This window comes from Denitrobacterium detoxificans, assembly GCF_001643775.1.
GTDB lineage: Bacteria > Actinomycetota > Coriobacteriia > Coriobacteriales > Eggerthellaceae > Denitrobacterium > Denitrobacterium detoxificans.
In genome coordinates this window covers 1-17,539 of sequence record NZ_CP011402.1, presented here as the reverse complement: position 1 = coordinate 17,539, position 17,539 = coordinate 1, and the positions used below count along the sequence as shown (strand labels likewise).

Annotated in this window: 12 protein-coding genes and 2 tRNA genes; 1 reads left to right on the top strand and 13 read right to left on the bottom strand. The window is 55.5% G+C overall.

Annotated features, from left to right (window positions below; all coding sequences use genetic code 11):
• Positions 1-96: 96 nt before the first annotated feature.
• The 7 genes from AAY81_RS00070 to AAY81_RS00040 all read right to left on the bottom strand — a co-directional run bounded on the left by AAY81_RS00070 (position 97) and on the right by AAY81_RS00040 (position 7,513).
• Positions 97-912 (bottom strand): ABC transporter permease, encoded by an 816-nt coding sequence (locus AAY81_RS00070; RefSeq protein ID WP_169815762.1) that lies wholly within the window; start codon positions 910-912, stop codon positions 97-99.
• A complete protein-coding gene (locus tag AAY81_RS00065; protein ID WP_169815761.1) occupies positions 873-3,185 on the bottom strand; it encodes an ABC transporter permease in 2,313 nt (770 codons plus the stop codon). The genes AAY81_RS00070 and AAY81_RS00065 overlap by 40 nt, the downstream gene beginning before the upstream one ends.
• Positions 3,186-3,241: 56 nt before the next feature.
• A complete protein-coding gene (locus tag AAY81_RS00060) occupies positions 3,242-4,474 on the bottom strand; it encodes an ATP-binding cassette domain-containing protein (protein WP_143117295.1) in 1,233 nt (410 codons plus the stop codon).
• 121 nt (positions 4,475-4,595) lie between these two features.
• Positions 4,596-5,765: an MFS transporter gene (locus AAY81_RS00055; RefSeq protein ID WP_066659824.1), complete on the bottom strand. Its 1,170-nt coding sequence runs from the start codon at positions 5,763-5,765 to the stop codon at positions 4,596-4,598.
• A gap of 173 nt (positions 5,766-5,938) precedes the next feature.
• The gene (locus AAY81_RS10750; RefSeq protein ID WP_066659821.1) at positions 5,939-6,547 is read right to left on the bottom strand and encodes a DapH/DapD/GlmU-related protein; all 609 of its coding nucleotides are present in this window, start codon (positions 6,545-6,547) and stop codon (positions 5,939-5,941) included.
• 728 nt (positions 6,548-7,275) lie between these two features.
• A tRNA-Ala gene (locus AAY81_RS00045) sits at positions 7,276-7,351 on the bottom strand.
• 85 nt (positions 7,352-7,436) lie between these two features.
• A tRNA-Ile gene (locus AAY81_RS00040) sits at positions 7,437-7,513 on the bottom strand.
• 119 nt (positions 7,514-7,632) lie between these two features.
• On the opposite strand from AAY81_RS00040, the gene AAY81_RS00035 reads away from it, so the two are divergent.
• Positions 7,633-8,136 carry a bifunctional nuclease family protein gene (locus AAY81_RS00035; RefSeq protein WP_066659819.1) on the top strand — a complete coding sequence of 168 codons (504 nt, stop codon included), beginning with the start codon at positions 7,633-7,635 and terminating at the stop codon, positions 8,134-8,136.
• 94 nt (positions 8,137-8,230) lie between these two features.
• Here the strand turns inward: AAY81_RS00035 and gyrA are convergent, their stop codons facing one another.
• From gyrA to dnaA, 6 genes are all read right to left on the bottom strand, one after another.
• Entirely contained in the window at positions 8,231-10,768 is a 2,538-nt protein-coding gene (gene gyrA / locus AAY81_RS00030; RefSeq protein ID WP_066664646.1) for a DNA gyrase subunit A, read from the bottom strand.
• A gap of 139 nt (positions 10,769-10,907) precedes the next feature.
• Positions 10,908-12,848 carry a DNA topoisomerase (ATP-hydrolyzing) subunit B gene (gene gyrB, locus AAY81_RS00025; RefSeq protein ID WP_066659816.1) on the bottom strand — a complete coding sequence of 647 codons (1,941 nt, stop codon included), beginning with the start codon at positions 12,846-12,848 and terminating at the stop codon, positions 10,908-10,910.
• Between the two features lie 156 nt (positions 12,849-13,004).
• Positions 13,005-13,541: a DciA family protein gene (locus AAY81_RS00020; protein WP_240480594.1), complete on the bottom strand. Its 537-nt coding sequence runs from the start codon at positions 13,539-13,541 to the stop codon at positions 13,005-13,007.
• On the bottom strand, positions 13,531-14,697 hold the full coding sequence (recF, locus tag AAY81_RS00015) for a DNA replication/repair protein RecF (RefSeq protein ID WP_082867750.1): 1,167 nt from the start codon (positions 14,695-14,697) through the stop codon (positions 13,531-13,533). The genes AAY81_RS00020 and recF overlap by 11 nt, the downstream gene beginning before the upstream one ends.
• Positions 14,698-14,704: 7 nt before the next feature.
• A complete protein-coding gene (gene dnaN / locus AAY81_RS00010; protein WP_066659811.1) occupies positions 14,705-15,802 on the bottom strand; it encodes a DNA polymerase III subunit beta in 1,098 nt (365 codons plus the stop codon).
• 229 nt (positions 15,803-16,031) lie between these two features.
• Positions 16,032-17,510 carry a chromosomal replication initiator protein DnaA gene (gene dnaA / locus AAY81_RS00005; protein WP_066659806.1) on the bottom strand — a complete coding sequence of 493 codons (1,479 nt, stop codon included), beginning with the start codon at positions 17,508-17,510 and terminating at the stop codon, positions 16,032-16,034.
• Between the last annotated feature and the right edge of the window lie 29 nt (positions 17,511-17,539).

The window sequence follows — 17,539 nt, the reverse complement described above, 5'->3', positions numbered from 1 at the left end:
CACACGTTCCGCACGAGTGAGCACACGCATGGAACACAAGGAGCGCGGCGCAGGTCGATACGCATGGCGAAACAGGGCGTAAGGAGTAAGCCCGGGTTACGTCCTATTGATGTCAGAAAGCTGCAGAGTGCCAACCCTGCGCAAGGCAACGATGGTCATGACCGCAGAGAGTATGGAGCTCACGGCAATACCGCAAACGCAAGCCACAAGATCGGGTGTCTTCACCAGGCTCACGTAGGAAACCTCGGTTGCGATTACGGACATAACGCCCGTGACGACGCCCAGCGCAACACCGAACACGATGCCAATGACGGTAAGCAGCACGTTATCGCGCCAGATGTAGCGCTTCGCATCGCCCAGCGAATAGCCGCATACCATGAGCGTGATAAGATCGCGCTTCTTCTCCTCCACGAACATGATGTTCAGATTGAGCAATACCACGATTGACATGGCAATAGAAAGCGCCAGGTATACCAATACGACGATTCGCGAAACTTGCCGGAAGGAATCGAATTGCTCCTGCTGGCTACCCCTATCATCCACAATCGAAAATACGCGCTCGTCATGTTGCAGGGAATTCACGCTTTCCCGCACTTCTCCCTGAGCCTGCACGAGCAACGCATTCGATACGACCTCTTCGCCGAAAACCGATTCGTACGTTTCGGCGTCCATGATGATCTGGTAGCCGATCAGATAATGACGGAAGAAACCGGCAATGGGGATATCAAACGATGACCCATCGCCAGCGACAACGCTTATGACATCGCCCACTTGGGCGCCGTAATGTTCCTGATACGAGCACGAGACCCACGCTCCCCCACTCCCCAGGTCTAATTGCTGCCCCTTGGTATCACCTGATGTGGAATAGAGCGTTACCGCACTGCCAAAGGACTGAGGCTCGGTTGGAACCATAATGTTTGCCGAAGAGGACGTACCATCAGACAGCGAAACAACAACGCCCTTCGAAATACGGGAACCGACGTATCGCATCCACAGTCGTTCACCTGCCGCTGGATATCCTGGACCGCATTATCTTTCGAGGTGTCGAGCGTGACAATCTCGTTGAAGTGATAGATATCGCGATACTGAATTCCAATGCCGGCGCCGACGTCATTATTCAACGTAACAGCACACACCACCAGCGCCGTGCATCCCGCAACGCCCACAATGGTACCTAGCACGCGCCTGCTATCGTGAAGGAGATTATTCACGGAAATCTGGGTGTAAATAGGCAGCTTGCCCACAACGTGCCTCAACAGAATCGACAGGCGCGACGTCCTGCTGGTAAGGGAGTCATTCAACAGATGAACGGCATCATGCTTCAGCACGAAGCGACAGGCAGCCCAAGCAGAAAATACGATGAGTAATAGCTCTCCCAGGCCAAACAAGGTGGCTCCCCACGGAGACCACCACCTTTCGGCCGTAACGTAAAACGTCGAGGTAAGCGTAGGAAGCACGATTTCTTCAACGACAAAGGCAGCGAGCACAATGCCCAGCGTGATGCCGATGGCAACGGAGAACACCGCGTACATGAGAATCATCATGGTGATCTCGCGCGATGTCATGCCCATTGCCTTTTTCACGCCAATCTGGCGCGTCGTTTCCAGCACCAAGCGCGAAATGGCTGAATAACAAACGAACAAGCCCACGAAAACAAAGAGAAGCGCCATGCTGATGCGGAGCCTACCGACTATGTCGACGTATTCGCGAATTGATATGACGCCTCCGTTTGCCGAACGCGTAAGCACGACCCAATCGTATTCGGCATCCTTCAGGTCTTGCAGCTTCTCCTTCGCCGAGGAAAGCTCTGCATCCTTTTCGGCAACCTGAGATTTCGCGTCTTCAAGCTCGGCCTTCTTCTGGTCGAGCTCAGCTTGACCCGAGGCAAGCTCGGAACGGCCGCTTTCCAACTGCGCGGTCGAAGAGTCGATCTTGGATTGAGCCGCCGCAATTTGAGACGCATATTCCTCTTCGCCCGCCTGGTACTGCTGCTCCCCCTCCTCTAATTCGAGAAGTGCCGCGTCCAACTGCGAAGAAGCCTCGTCAATCCCCTCGTCCATGGCAGCTAGCTGCTCCTTCATCGCAGCCAGCTCGATGAGCTCTTCCTGATAATCCGGGTCGGATGAATCTATTTCCTCTTCCATAGACTCCACTAGGGCGGCAAGCGCATCACGCGCCTCGAAGGCTTCGTCTAATTCCCCTGCCTTTTTCTCGTACTCGCCCCAGCCTGCATCGAGCTTTTCAGCAGCCTCATCCAACTCAGCGCGTCCCGAGCTCTTTTTGGCTGCATACAGAGATTTTGCGCTCACCAGTTGTGCTTCCCCGCTGGAGATGCGTTGCTGACCGCTTGCGAGCTGAGCCTCGGCATCCGCTATGGCCTGCTCGCCTTCTGCGATTTTGGCGTACCCATCATCAAGCGCACGCTGGCCTTCGTCCACCTTCGACTGACCCTCGTCAACAAGACTCTGATGACGGTCCTTCGCCAGCCTGGAACCTAGTTCCTCCACCTGCGTCTGCAGTTCCTTGGATGCGGTGGTGTAGTCTTCGGAAAACTCATTGTCCATGCGTAGGGCATTCGAACGCACCTTCACGACCGTGCTCCCATCGTGATACGCATCCGACGAGAACGCTTCGTAAGGAACCCAGGCGAGCAAGTCAATGGAGCCATCCCCAATAGGAGCGGAACCCCACGTAGTAGACATGATCGAGATTTCCGCAGGACATTCAACGAGGGCCGTGACGGTAAAATCGCTTTCCCTCAGATATCCCTTGTCCTCCTCAACTTGCACGTGAACGGTATCGCCGACAGATATACCTCTTTGAGCGGCGGCATGCGCCTCAAGAGCAATCTCTTTATCGCCTGTGGGCAGCGAACCGGAAACGAGCGTGAACGTATCAATGCGCTCGCCACATGAGGCAATGCGCGTGAGGTACGTCGTATCGCCATGTTTGACGAACTGGTAGGCAACCTGCCCCGCTTCCACATCGGTTACGCCCTCAAGCGAGCGCAGAGCATCAATGTCGCTTTCGGTAAGTCCATAGGGAAACTCAATTTCCAGGTCGTAGAGAGAATTGCTATTGAATTCCTCTTGTGCGGCATGCTTAAGAGCTTCGCCAGACCAGCCAATGCCCAAAAAGACCGCAACCGCCAACGCCACGAAGATGACGATAGAGACGAACGACACAATGGTCGAACGAATGGTAGTTAGCAAATCTATGAGCCGCGCGCGTTTCATGGCACCTACCACACGAGGTCAGCAGCCTGGGCACGATGCCTATTAATGGTGACTTCGTACGTCTTTCCAACGCGCAGGCGCACAATGCGATCGGCCATGCGCGCGATTTCCTCATTGTGAGTCACCATGACGAGCGTGGTTCCGTTTGCAATCACTCGCTCAAACACCTGCAAAACCTCGATACTCGTGGCGTAGTCAAGCGCCGCCGTTGGTTCGTCTGCAAGAATAAGTCGCGGGCGTTTCACCAACGCACGAGCAATGGACACGCGTTGTTGCTGGCCGCCAGAAAGCTGCGACGGATAATTATGCAGGCGCTCAGAAAGCCCAACCATGGCTAGCGCCTCTTCGGGGTCCATGGGGTCATCAACCAATTCCGCGATGAGCTGCACGTTTTGCAACGCCGTAAGGTTCGGCATAAGGTTGTACGCCTGAAAAACAAACCCCAAGTTCTCTCTACGATAAGCGGTGAGCTTACGGCGTGAAGCACCCGTAAGGTCCTGCTCGCCAAAAAAGACCTTTCCCGAGGTTGCGGTATCCAATCCTCCCACGATGTTGAGCAACGTCGTTTTTCCGCAGCCACTCTCACCAAGAAGCGCCAGAAATTCCCCTTCGTATACATCCAAGTTGACGCCATTCAAAACGTGCGTGATGGTATCGCCATTCTGGAATTCGCGCGTAATACCCTGCAGGGAAAGCAGCTTCTTGCCAGGCTTCCACTCCTGCGCGGCTATTTCCTGATTCTGGTCAATCGAAAGAGATGCCAGCGTAACGGCAATCTCAAATGTATCGGCATCATCTTCAGAAAACAGGGCTCCATCCGATTGGCCGATAAATTGAATGCAGCCCAAATCGCTGCGTATGCTTGAAAAGGGAACGACCACCATCGATCGAACGTCGAAGCCCAACGAATCAGATTCGGCTAGGGGGTGGGAAGCAGCGAATTCACCCGAATAATCGAGATAACGAGCCGCCTGCTGTTGCTCATACACCTTACCGACAACGCCCTGCCCCACTTCGCAAACCTGAGCAGAGATATCGCGATCGGCAATCCAGAACAGCGGTCGAAGCCGCGTTTCATCCAATTGGTCCACGCACCAAATAACAATCGACTCGACATTCGTGGCTTCCCGAATAAGGCGCATTGCCCCATGCAAGGCCTCTTCGAGCGTAGACGACTTCGATATCTGCGACTGAATCGACGAAATAAGCTTGTATTGTCGAATAAGAGCCTGGTCCATGGGTTGCCCTCCGTATCCCTGCGCCCCTATTGTACCGAAAAGGATTTACGGAAATGAGCCCCAAACAGGCTAAAGGTCCACTTCGCTTCAGGCATATGAAGGAAAATCAGGCTATACGGAGCTACGCGGACTCGACGTCGTTACTCCGCTTGATGACGATGAGCGCCGATACAAGCGACAGGATGAAGAAACTCACCAACGCAAGCATTGCATTTTGCACGCCCAGCGAATCGGCCATGAACCCCATCAGGGCCGTAAATGCCACGCCGCCAATGCCTGTAGCAGCCGTGATAATACCCGTTGCGGTGGCTGTTTGCTTCCCGGCGAACGGAAGCATGATGGTAAGCACGCAAGGATAGATCGCGCCACTTGCAAACCCCAGAGGGACGCACATGAACATGACCATCGCCGGATTGGTGCTCGCCGAGAGCAGCAGCATCGCGCATGGGATGGTGATGATGGCGGCGATGAGAATCTTCTTCGCGTGCTTATCGAATCGCCCAACCAGGAAGCGCGATGGAATCATGACCGCCCAGAAGATCGACAGGGCAATCTTCCCGTTTGACGACTGCAATACATCGGTGAACAGCGTGTCGACGAAATAGGTGAATCCATTTTCGAAGCCCACGTAAATGCACATGATGACGCTCAGCAAGAGGATTGCCGACAGCACGAAGCGCCCCGCAAACCCCTTGCCTTCAGCCTGCGCGGGCCTTGCCTCGCGCGGCTCCCCACCGCAACGAACAATTCCCACCAACACGCACACACTGCCAACGGCAAGAATGCCGAACAGCGTACGCCAATCAAGACCTTGCTGAAGATAGAAATCGACCACCAAGGGGGCAAGCAAGGCCCCAAGGGCGTACATCATCGTGATATACGCCACCTTTCTTCCGCCGGTAACAGGATACGCATCCGCGACGGCGGCGATGGAGATGAATTGCAAGGCACTTGTCGTGAGCCCCAAGAAGAAGATGCTGAAGAGGAAGAATGCGTCAGACGCCGCAAAGACGGCAATAAGGGCGGCGGCAATCTGTATGCCCAGCATAATGGTGATGCTCGTAGACTTCCGTACGCTATCCGCCCACTTGCCCAGCAGAATGGGCGCGAGCATGGTGGCGAAGAGCTCCATGGCAGCGAAGAGCCCCATTGACGTAAGGGAAAGGTCGAACTCTTCTCCGATGTGCCAGATGCTGGCCTGATAGCCGCCCGCTTCGAAGCCATTGATGAGCACAACGAGGAACAGGACTATCCAAAGGAAATCCCTCTTAGGCGCCTTGATAGCATCCATGGCCCGCTCCTTCGCATGATTCGAAGTGGAACAAAGCGATTGCCTATTATTATTTCGGGTTCGCATACGGCGCACAATGACCACGAGCAAGTCGTAACGATACTGCGACAAGCCCCATGAACAAGGGACGGAAGCTTGTTCACGCCGAGCAGATGCGTGGTGGATGGCCTCCGCTACGCGAGCTCTTTAATTACCTTTGCAGGAACGCCACCCACAACCGTGCGTGCGGGGACGTCTTTCGTCACAACCGCACCAGCGGCAACCACGGCGCCTTCGCCAATAGTTACACCCGGAAGCACCGTGACATTCGCGCCCAGCCATGCATCTGCTTCGATATGCACAGGCGCTGGCAGCAAATTTGCACGGAGAGCCGGATCCATATTGTGGTTAAGCGTGGTGATAACGCAGTTGTGCCCAATGAGCGCGCGATCTCCGATGTAGATACCGCCCTGATCCTGAAAGCGACATCCCGCGTTGATAAATACACCTTCGCCTACGTGCGTATTAAGCCCACAGTCAGTTGTAAAGGGCGGGAACAATCCCATGCTTTCAGGCAGGTCACACATCCACAGCTCCTCGAGCTGTTCTCGCACATGGGACAAACTGGTGAATTGCGCATTCATACGCGATGTAATGCGCATCGCTCGTTCTGACGCAGCCGTCATGAGGCGATGTACTTCGCTTCCCGCCTCGACTTCCTCACCCGAATTCATGCACTCCAGAAAGTAAGAAATCTGATCGGACGTCAATTCGCTGCCGTCTTCATAGAAACTCTCAGCCATGTCACACTCTTTTCCTCGGACCGCCCTAATGCGCTCAACGCCACAAGAGCCAGCCGTCTAGCTACCCCACCATCCAGTCTACGCTCATTTTGCAACCTGAACCCAAGGTGAGGTCAAGACGCATCCGCGAGGAGGAATCTGGGAATGAAGGCTAAAAGACGTCATCATCGATGATGTACCCTTCATCGTTGGCATGGAATTCGACAAGGAGCACGGATGCGTCCGAAGATTCACACCCAAAGGACCCCTTGGGTGGTTGGTGGAGCATAGGGGGATGCGGCAGCCGCGGCGCTTCGCTTGCGTCTGCGGACGTCGCGCTTCGCGCTCCTTTGCGAAACGTCCACTGGACTGTTCGCCCCCTCTCGGGGTTCGATCCCCTCAGCCTAATTCTGCTCAGGGTGCCCCAGATAGCCCCGCCGCGAGGCCGTAGCGTACTAACGCTACGTAAGGCCGAGCACAAGGGACTAGATGGGGTGCACTGTGCAGAATAATGAAAAAGAGGCCTATGGCCTCTTTTAAATGGTTGGTGGAGCATAGGGGGATGCGCATGCTGCGCCTGCGGCGCAGCATCCCGGCTCCGCGCTTACGCGCTCCGCCCGAAAGCCTACATTCGCCCCACTGGGGCGAATGCTTAACGGCTTTCGCCCTCTCGGGGTTCGATCCCCCTATGCTCCTAATCGCAACCAGGAAGATAAAAGAAAAAGGCCCATTTCTGGACCTAATAAATTTGGTGGAGCATAGGGGGATCGAACCCCTGACCTCAGGCTTGCAAAGCCCGCGCTCTCCCAGCTGAGCTAATGCCCCAAATATGTAAGTCGTTTTCGCTGCTAGATATTAATAAACGCTCCACCGGCAAACTCGGCTCACGGTGGAGCGTTTATCGACAAAATGGTGGGCCCGAATGGATTTGAACCAGCGACCTCACGCTTATCAGGCGTGCGCTCTAACCAACTGAGCTACGGGCCCGCGAAAACGCGCTTGATTAGAATACCCTCCCCACCCCTTTTGTGCAAGATAAATCTGATAGTATGGAGAAAGTTCACAATTGATTATAACATGCTGGGATTATGAGGGGGTAAACCGTAATGATTCAGATGTCTGTACAGACTTTAGTGGTTACGAACGCTCCAAATCCTTCGATTTTGGTCCTCTGTCCCACTGAAGATTTCGAGAAGCATCGCGACTGCCGCATTGTCCCCATTTGGTTGGGCGTAGTGGAAGCATCGCAGCTTGGCATGTCTTTGGAGAATGCACATTTCGCACGCCCCATGACGCATGACCTCATGATGAACGCACTCACAAGCTTGGATGCAACTATTTTGCGGGTAGAAATCGTAGCGCAGAAGGAACAGACCTTCTACGCCCACCTTATCCTGCATCAGGGGGATCGCACCATCGAACTCGATGCGCGCCCCAGCGATGCCATCTCGCTCGCGGTACGCCAAGGCGCGCCCATTTTCATGGACGAGGACGTTCTGCAGAAGACGTCGTTCCCCTTCCTCTTCCACAGCGATAAAGACGACCAAGAGGAAATCAAGGAATTCCACTCGTTCGTGAAGAACCTTCACCCCGACGATTTCCTCGAATAGCAAGCTCTCAATCAGACAATCCAACAGCGCATAGAAAAGGAGCCGGCACGAAGCCGGCTCCTTAATGTTTCATGTGAAACACCGGGGTTAGAGGCTATTCCTCAGCGCCTTCCTCGGTAACCGGCTCAGCGGATTCCTGGCTTTTGACAGCTTCCTGGCTTATACCTTCGCCATCTTCTTCCCCGCCAGCGAGCTGCTGATGACGTTCCTCGGAATCGTCCGCAATGCCCACGGCCGTTACCTTGTCCTTTTCGGCAACGTCCATGACGCGCACGCCCTGCGTATTGCGGCCGAGCTGCGAGATGCCCGCAACGGCGGTACGCACGAGGATGCCCTCTTCGGTGATGATGATGACTTCCTCTTCCTCGTTCACGACCTTGGCAGCAGCAAGCTGGCCCTTCTTGTCGGTCATAGCGATGGTGAACACGCCCTGACCGCCACGGTGGTGATTCGGATACTCGCTCATGGGAGTACGCTTACCATAGCCACGCTCGGTGATGACGAACAGGTCGCTCTCACCGCGCACGATCGACATGCTCAGCAAGCGGGCACCGTCGGCAAGCGTCATGCCGCGCACGCCCATGGTGTCGCGACCCATGGCGCGAACCTCGCCCTCATCCCAGCAGATAGCCTTACCGGCGCTGGAAACCATGACGACGCTCTGGCCAGGAGCCACGCGCTTCACGTCGATGAGCTCGTCTTCCTCCTTCAGGTTGATGGCAATCAGGCCGTCGCGACGCGTACGGTCGTACAGGCTCATCGAAGTCTTCTTCACCATGCCTTGAGCGGTGGCGAACATCAGATATTCCTCTTCGGGGAAGTCCTTCGTAGCGATAACACTGGCCACGGTCTCGCCTGCCTGCCTGTCGAGCTGCAGCAGGTTCACGATGGCGGTACCGCGCGCATGGCGGCCAGCCTCGGGAATCTCGTACACCTTCAGGCGATACACCCTACCGCGCGAGCTGAAGAACAGCATGTACGCATGGGTGCTGGCCACGAACAAGTGCTCGACGAAGTCGTCATCCTTCAGGTTCACACCCGACATGCCCTTGCCGCCACGCTTCTGCTGGCGATACGTGGCAAGCGGAATGCGCTTGATGTAGCCGCCCTTGGTAAGCGTAACGACCATGTCCTCGTCGGCGATGAGGTCTTCCACATTGATGTCGGTGGAGGAAGAAGCCGTGATAACCGTCTTGCGCTCGGTGTTGTATTTCTTCTTGATCTCCAGAAGCTCGTCACGGATGATTTCCTTCACCAGGTTTTCATCCTCGAGAACGCGCTTGTAGTAGGCAATCTTCTCTTCCAGTTCGTTCAACTCATCCTGGAGCTTTTCGTATTCCAAGCCGGTCAGACGACGCAGGCGCATCTCCAAGATGGCGTTAGCCTGAATCTCGTCGAGGCCGAACTGCTCGATCAAGCGTTCGCGCGCTTCCTTGTCGGTCTTGGAAGAGCGAATGGTCTTGATGACCTCGTCGATGTGGTCGAGGGCGATGAGCAGGCCGCGCACGATGTGGGCACGCTCTTCGGCCTTCTGCAGGTCGTAGCGCGTACGACGAGTGATGACGTCCATCTGGTGCTCGATGTAGTAGTGCAGCACTTCCTTCAGGGAAAGGGTATGCGGCACGTCATCGACCAGGGCCAGCATGTTCACGCCAAACGTAGTCTGCAGCTGGGTGTGCTTGAACAGCTTGTTCAGCACCACTTGAGGAATGGCATCCTTCTTCAGCTCGATGATGATGTCGATGCCATGGCGGTCGGCGCCATCGTGCACGTTCGAGATTTCGGGAAGCTTCTTGTCGCGAATGAGCTCGCCGATCTTCTGCAGAAGCTTGGCGCGGTTCACCATGTAGGGAATTTCCTTCACGATGATCATCTGGCGGCCATTCTTCTTTTCGTCGAACTCGCACTTCGCGCGCAGCGTCAGCGAGCCACGACCCGTTTCATACGCATCGCGAATGCCCTTGCGACCCATGATGACAGCACCCGTGGGGAAATCGGGGCCGGGCATGACCTTCATGAGGTCCTCGGTGGTGACATCGGGGTTTTCCATCATGAGGTTCGTCGCGTCGATGACTTCGCCCAGGTTATGCGGCGGAATGTTCGTAGCCATGCCTACGGCGATGCCCTGGCTGCCGTTTACCAGCAGGTTGGGGAAACGCGAAGGCAGAACCTTCGGCTCACGCAGGCTCTCGTCGTAGTTGGGCTGCCAATCGACCGTTTCCTTATCGAGGTCGCGCAGCAGCTCCATAGCCGGCTTAGCCAGACGGGCTTCCGTATAACGCATGGCAGCGGCGCTGTCACCGTCGATGGAACCGAAGTTGCCATGGCCATCGACCAGCGGGACGCTCATCGAGAACGGCTGAGCCAAGCGCACCATGGTGTCATATACGGCAGAGTCGCCGTGGGGATGGTACTTACCGATAACGTCACCGACGGTACGAGCCGACTTGGCATGCGGACGCGTGGGCAAAATGCCGCTTTCGTTCATGGCGTACAGAATACGACGATGAACGGGCTTCAGGCCGTCGCGAACGTCGGGCAGGGCGCGCGCCACGATAACGCTCATCGAATACTCGATAAACGACTGGCGCATCTGCTCGCTCAGATCGGCGGGAACAACCTGGGCCGCCATGGCAATTTCCTCGGCGGAGCGGTCTTCTTCCGCTACCTCGGTTTCGGTTGCTTCGTTATTCTCTTCCTCGTTCGAGGCGGTGTCTTTGGTTTCGTCTGCCACCGTGTAACTCCTTTTTCAGATTAGCTGCGTTCGGGGCTTAGATATCCAGGAAGCGCACGTCCTTGGCGTGACGCTGGATGTATTCCTTGCGGGGCTCTACCTGGTCACCCATGAGCTCGCTGACCGCGCGTTCGGCAGCGGCGGCATCCTCGATGCTCACCTGCTTCAGCATGCGCAGATTGGGTTCCATGGTGGTTTCCCACAGCTGATCGGGGTCCATTTCGCCCAGACCCTTGTAACGCTGAACGGTAGGCTTCTTGTCTGCCGGGTAATCCTTCATGGCCTCGGCGAGAGCGTCATCGTTGTAGCAGTAGCGAATCTTCTTCTTGCCATCCTTGATGCCATACAGCGGAGGCATGGCAATGTAGATGTAGCCACGATTGATGAGCTCGGGCATGTAGCGATAGAAGAACGTGAGCAGCAGAATCTGAATGTGCGCACCGTCGACATCAGCATCGGTCATGATGATGATGCGATGGTAACGGGCCTTTTCAGCGTCGAACTCCTCGCCGATGTTCGTGCCAATGGCGGTAATGAGCGAGGAAATGGTGTCGCTGGAAAGCGCACGATGAAGGCCGGCACGTTCCACGTTCAGGATCTTGCCGCGCAGCGGAAGGATTGCCTGGTACTTGCGATCGCGGGCCTGCTTGGCCGAACCACCTGCGGAATCGCCCTCCACAATGAACATTTCGCACTCGGCAGCATCCTTGCTGCTACAGTCGGCCAGCTTGCCAGGCAGGGCGAAGGATTCCAGAACGCCTTTGCGGCGCGTCATCTCGCGAGCCTTGCGGGCCGCTTCGCGGGCTTTCAGAGCCTGAGAAGCCTTGTTGATGATCTGCTTGCCCGGCCCCGGGTTTTCCTCCAGGTATTCACCCAGGCCCTTGGTGACGGCATTGCTCACCAGAGCGCGCATCTCGGAATTGCCGAGCTTGGTCTTTGTCTGGCCCTCGAACTGGGGCTCGTGCAGCTTAACGGAAATGACGGCAGCCAGACCCTCACGGCAGTCGTCGCCGGTGAGGTTGCTGTCCTTCTCCTTCAGCAAGCCCTTTGCGCGGGCGTAGTCGTTCAGCGTACGCGTGACGGCCTGCTTGAAGCCGTCGAGGTGCGTACCACCTTCGATGGTGTTGATGTTATTGGCGAACGAGAATACCGAGTTAGCGGAATAGGAACCCGTCCACTGCATGGCGATTTCCACTTCGCCGGCAGGACCCTGCGCGTCGAAGTAGATGGGCTGCGGGTTCATGATCTCGCTCTTGCCCTCGTTCAGGTAACGCACGAAGTCCTTGATTCCGTCGGCATACTGGAACGTCTCTTCCAACATGTTGCCATCAGCATCCTTTTCACGTTCGTCGTGCAGCGTGATCTTCAGACCCTTATTCAGAAAGGCCATCTCGCGGAAGCGATCGGAAAGCGTGGTGTAGCTGAAGACGGTGGTCTCGGTGAAGATTTCGGCATCGGGCCAGAACTGCACGGTAGTACCGGTTTGGTCGGCAGTTCCGATCTCGTGAAGCTTCTCGACGGTCTTGCCGCGGCTGAACGAGATTTCGTATTCCTTGCCATCGCGGCAAACCTGCACGATCATCTTGGTGGAAAGGGCGTTTACAACCGAGACGCCTACGCCATGAAGACCGCCGGATACCTTATAGCCGTCACCGCCGAACTTACCGCCTGCATGCAGGATGGTAAGAACAACTTCGACCGTGGGGATCTTTTCCTTCGGATGCTCGTCGACGGGAATGCCACGACCGTTGTCGCGCACCTTCACGCTGCCATCTTCGCAGATCCAGACCTGAATGTCGGTACAATATCCGGCAAGTGCCTCGTCGACGGCATTGTCGACAACCTCGTATACCAGGTGATGGAGGCCGCGGACGCTCGTGGAGCCAATGTACATGCCAGGGCGCTTGCGAACAGGCTCAAGACCCTCCAGAACCTGAATATCTTTTCCATCGTAATGCGATGGTTTGTTATCTGCCACGCTCTTCTCCTTTGCACAACGATTTTGGATGGAGCAACCTTGCGGTAAACAGTAGAATTCTACCATACATATATGGGAATAGAGCGATTTGTACGATTTAAGGGCATTCAGAGCGCGTCTCAGCCCTATCTTGCCTCTTTTTTGGGAAAAATCCCGTTACTCCGACTTCTTCCACTCCAAATCGGAAATCATCGCCTTTTTGAATTTCTCTTTCAGCACGGGGTCGGGAATGGAGGCGCAGGCCTCTTCTACGCGCTGGCGTTCTTCTTCCGTAAGGGGCACCACAGGCGCAGCAGCCTTCGCGGCACGCTGCACATCGGCGTCCTCGGCATAGGGATGGTTCCGCTTGCTGCGCCCATGCGAAATGTGAATGTCGAAGAGATCGATTTCCTCGCCAAACTTCTCGCGGCATTGCCACTTCAGCAATTCGCGACGGTTGTTCAGCTCGGCGGCATAAATGCTTTCGTCCACATACACGTGCATTTCGCGACGGCCGTCCTTGGTGAACACGTACACGTTGTTGGTGTGCTGGAGAATGATGGGCTCCACGAGGTCCTTCCACATGTCGCGCACCTGTGCGATGCGCTGGGCCTTGCGGATTTCGCCCTCGTCAAATTCGGGGATGTTAGAAAGGAACCCCGACATCCCACCACGATAGGGAGCGGAACCCCTGCTGCCGGAATTAATCTTCACGGGCACCTCCCACAAACGCTTCGGATCCATCCAATGTAATGATATCGGCTCGGGCGAGCATGTCATCCGTGAAATAGTCGGTATGCGTGGTGGTGATGAACGCCTGCATGTCGCCCGCAATGAAATTCATGAAGTACGAGCGGCGTGCATCGTCGAGTTCGCTCATGACATCGTCGAGCAGCAGCAAGGGAGCATTGCCAGTTGCCGCAGCTATCACCGCCGCCTCAGCAAGCTTCCACGCAAGCACGATTGAACGCTGCTGCCCCTGGCTGGCAAAATGCGCCGCATCGTGGCCATCCACCGTAAACGTGACGGCATCGGCATGCGGGCCCACCAGACAACGCTTGCGAGCGCGTTCGGCAATGGCGCGGGAGCCCATGTAGGACGTTAGCTGAGCAAGGGCATCATCGCGCGTAAGAGACCCGGGCTCCAGAGGAGCATCCTTCGCCCAGCAAGGGGCATACAGAACGCTCGCTTCCTCTCCCCCACCCGTTATCTCGCGATAGTACGACTGGAAATGAGGGCGCAGACGGTCGAGCACCTGCAGTCGGTGAATGAGCACCTGCACGCCCACACGTACGAGCACATCATTCAGACTTTCAATATACGCATCGGGAAGCTCGTCCTTCAGTGCCTGGTTCTTTTGCTTCACGAGCTTGCGATAGTCCACACACACGCTGTAGAAGTTCCTAGAGAGCTGAACGCCCACGCTGTCGATGGCGTCACGGCGCGCGGAAGCGGCACCCTTCGCAAGATGCAAGTCATCGGGCGTGAAGGATACGGCAGGCACAAGCCCCCGCACATCCGCAGCCTTGCGCGGCTTTCCATTCATGCGATATGAACGGCGACCAGCGGAAATGGTAAGGCCCATGTCGACTTCGCGCGAAGAGCTTTGAAACTTCGCTTCCAGCTGTGCGGTTTCGCAACCCCACTTGATCATTTGGGCGGCCTGCGTCGTACGGAAAGACGAGCATGCCGTAAGCAGGCTGATTCCTTCCACGGCACTTGTCTTCCCCACTGCATTGGGGCCCACCAAGATGGTAAGAGCCCCAATGTTGGAAAGCTCGAAGGAACGATAGTTCCTGAAATCGCGCAGGGAAAGACAGCTCAGCCTCATGCCAGGCGTTTGCGATGGGGAGTATTCGGCTTGCGCCATGCGTTACCTACAGGCGAACGGGCATGATGAGGTACAGGAAACGCTCGGTTTCCTCCGACTTGAAGATGCCGGGCCTCTGGGAGCCCTGCAATTCCAAGTACACCTTGTCGGTTTCCACGCTCGACAGACCATCGATAACATAGCCAAAGTTGAAGGCGATAACGGCGTCGCCACCCTCCATGGAGGAAACAATGGTCTCACTTGCCGCGCCAATGTCCTTGCTTGCCGTGGAAATCTGCGTGGTCTGGGAAGCGCCATTGAGGTCGAACTTCACCGGAGCCGTCTTATTGCTAAGTACCGACGTGCGCTTAACGGCTTCCATGAGCTGCTTGGTGTCGTATACCGCACGCGTTTCGTGCGTATCGGGAATGAGCTGGTTGTAACGCGGGAAGTTGCCTTCGATACGGCGATTCACGAATGTCGTATTGCCATACGTGGCAATGATCTGATTCTCGGCGAGCGCGAGGTCGATGGTTTCGTTGCCTTCGGGCAGCGATGCAAGCTCCGAAAGGAACGAACTTGCAATGACGGCATTGAAATCGACAATCCCCTCGAAGTCGGTATCGGTTACGGCAAGACGATACGAGTCGGTTGCCACCATGCGCAGAATGTTATCCCCCGCTTCGATAAGCACGCCCGTAAGAATGGCACGCGATTCATCCTTCGAGACGATACGTGCCACGCGACGCACCATATGAGAGAACGTGGAAAAGGGAATGGTAATGCGATCTTCGCCGTTTACCTCTGGGAAGCCAGGGAAGTCTTCTGCGTTGAGCGTCTTGATGGAGAAGGAGGACGTATCGCAGAGAACCTTCGCCTCTTCCGTGTCTTCCTTCGTTTCGATATGCACCGCTGAATCGGGAAGGCTCTTTACGACGTCGGTAATAAGCTTAGAGGGGATAACGGTAGAACCCTCTTCTTCAATGAGTGCCGGCAAAGAGCAACGCACGGATAGTTCCATGTTGGTTGCTTCCAGCGTAAGCGTATCTTCGTATGCCTTCAGGAGAATGCCTGAGAGGATGGGAAGCGTTGAGCGCGTAGTAGCGCCTTTTGCAACGACTCCCAATGCAGTTTGGAGTTCGTTCTTGTTGATGCTTAGCTTCACGTTCTCTTCCCTTCCTCTTTTATATATTTAATTAATACTAATAATAGTAATAAGCACGGTGGATTGGTGGATAACTCGGGAAATACCAGGTCAAGCGCTAGAAATTATTTCAAATCCATCGTTGATAACCTGCTATCGTTTTCCCCATATTTTATTGATTACGTTATCTTTCCTTTTTCATCCTTTGTTTTCCACTACGTTTCCCACGGCTTTCGTCGCGGTTTCCCACCTACTGATCAAGGATCATTTGGCGGAGCAATTCGAGCTCTTCGTTAACCGGGCGGCTTTCCTTTACCTTCTCGTCGACGCAACGGTACGAGTACATGATCGTGGAGTGATCGCGGTTGAATTCCTCGCCAATGGTCTTGAATGGGATGTCAATCATGGTTCTGCATAGGTAAATGGCTATCTGGCGTGCATGCGTGATGTTCGCGGAACGCTTCTTGCCCACCAAATCGGAATGGCTTACGTTGTAGAACCGCTCGACGCATGCCTGCACTTCCCCAATGGTGAGCTTTTTCATGGCGCCACCGCTGAAATGGTCGGAAAGCAAGCGCGAAGCTTCTTCGATGGTGATTTCCTCGCATCCACCGTTGCGGAGCTCGAAGAGGACCTTCGTAACGGCGCTTTTCAGCTCGCGAACGTTGGAACTGGAGTTTTTGGCGATGTACTCCTGCACGTCGTTGGGAATGTCGAAGTTCCCGCCACCCGCCATTTTGCATTCTTCGATGAACTTGCGAATGATGCCCATCTTCGTTTCCAGCTCGGGAGGCTGGATATCGCACGTGCCGCCCATGTTGAAACGGCTCTTGTAGCGTTCGTCGATGTCGATGTTCTTCGGCGCGCGGTCGGCCGAAAGGACGACTTGCTTTCCGCTGTCGATCATGCGGTTCATGATCTGGAACACCATGTTCAGCGTTTCCTTGCGGCCTTGCAGACCCTGAACGTCGTCGATGAGCAGCACGTCGGCGTTTTCGTAACGCTGTTTGAATTCGGTGAATGCCTTCGGGTTGTTGCTGATAGCGGCGTCGGTGTAATCGTTGACGAGTTCCATCGTGTCTACGTAGACCGAGCGCATGTGAGGGTAGTTGCCCTGAACGTAGTTTTGGATAGAGCGCAGTAAGTGCGTTTTGCCCAAACCGGATTTGCCATAGATGAACAGGGGGTTTAGCTGATTTGAGCCGGGGGTTTCCGCAACGGCGATGGCCATGGAATAGGCCATGCGATTCGAGGTTCCGCGTACGAAGTTATCGAACAAGTACGAAGAGACCGAGAACATGCCGTCGCTTGCAGTGGGCTGTGCCGGTGCGGATTCTGCCTGCATGGGTGCGCTTGGCTGCGCCACGGGAGCGGCGGCCACGGGTGCGGGAGCGGGCTGCACGGGCTGCGCAGCGGGAGCCGGGGCGGGCACGGCAGGAGCTGCGGCGGGAACGATGGGCGACTTCGACGTGGGGTCCACTTCGATTTGAATGGTGAACGGTACACGATAGATTTCCTCGAGCGCCTGCTTGATAACTTGCATGTAGTGGGATTCGATCCACTTGCGGATGAAATCGGTATCCGCCGTGAGCATCAGATACCCCTCGCTGAATGCCTGGGGCTGCAAACGGGTGAAGAACGCATCGATCTGCGATGAGTCCATGTTGTCGTATGTCTTTATATGCGCTGTGATCGATTGCCACACCGCATCGATGTTTTCGCCTTGCATATTGTATTAGTACCTCGGTGTTGAGTTTT

What these genes read in the sequence shown, in the direction of transcription:
- AAY81_RS00070 (WP_169815762.1), bottom strand. Translation starts at nt 912, where the DNA reads ATGGTTCCAACCGAGCCTCAGTCCTTTGGCAGTGCGGTAACGCTCTAT.
- AAY81_RS00060 (WP_143117295.1), bottom strand. Translation starts at nt 4,474, where the DNA reads ATGGACCAGGCTCTTATTCGACAATACAAGCTTATTTCGTCGATTCAG.
- AAY81_RS00055 (WP_066659824.1), bottom strand. Translation starts at nt 5,765, where the DNA reads ATGGATGCTATCAAGGCGCCTAAGAGGGATTTCCTTTGGATAGTCCTG.
- AAY81_RS10750 (WP_066659821.1), bottom strand. Translation starts at nt 6,547, where the DNA reads ATGGCTGAGAGTTTCTATGAAGACGGCAGCGAATTGACGTCCGATCAG.
- AAY81_RS00035 (WP_066659819.1), top strand. Translation starts at nt 7,633, where the DNA reads ATGATTCAGATGTCTGTACAGACTTTAGTGGTTACGAACGCTCCAAAT.
- gyrA (WP_066664646.1), bottom strand. Translation starts at nt 10,768, where the DNA reads ATGGCGGCCCAGGTTGTTCCCGCCGATCTGAGCGAGCAGATGCGCCAG.
- recF (WP_082867750.1), bottom strand. Translation starts at nt 14,697, where the DNA reads ATGGCGCAAGCCGAATACTCCCCATCGCAAACGCCTGGCATGAGGCTG.
- dnaA (WP_066659806.1), bottom strand. Translation starts at nt 17,510, where the DNA reads ATGCAAGGCGAAAACATCGATGCGGTGTGGCAATCGATCACAGCGCAT.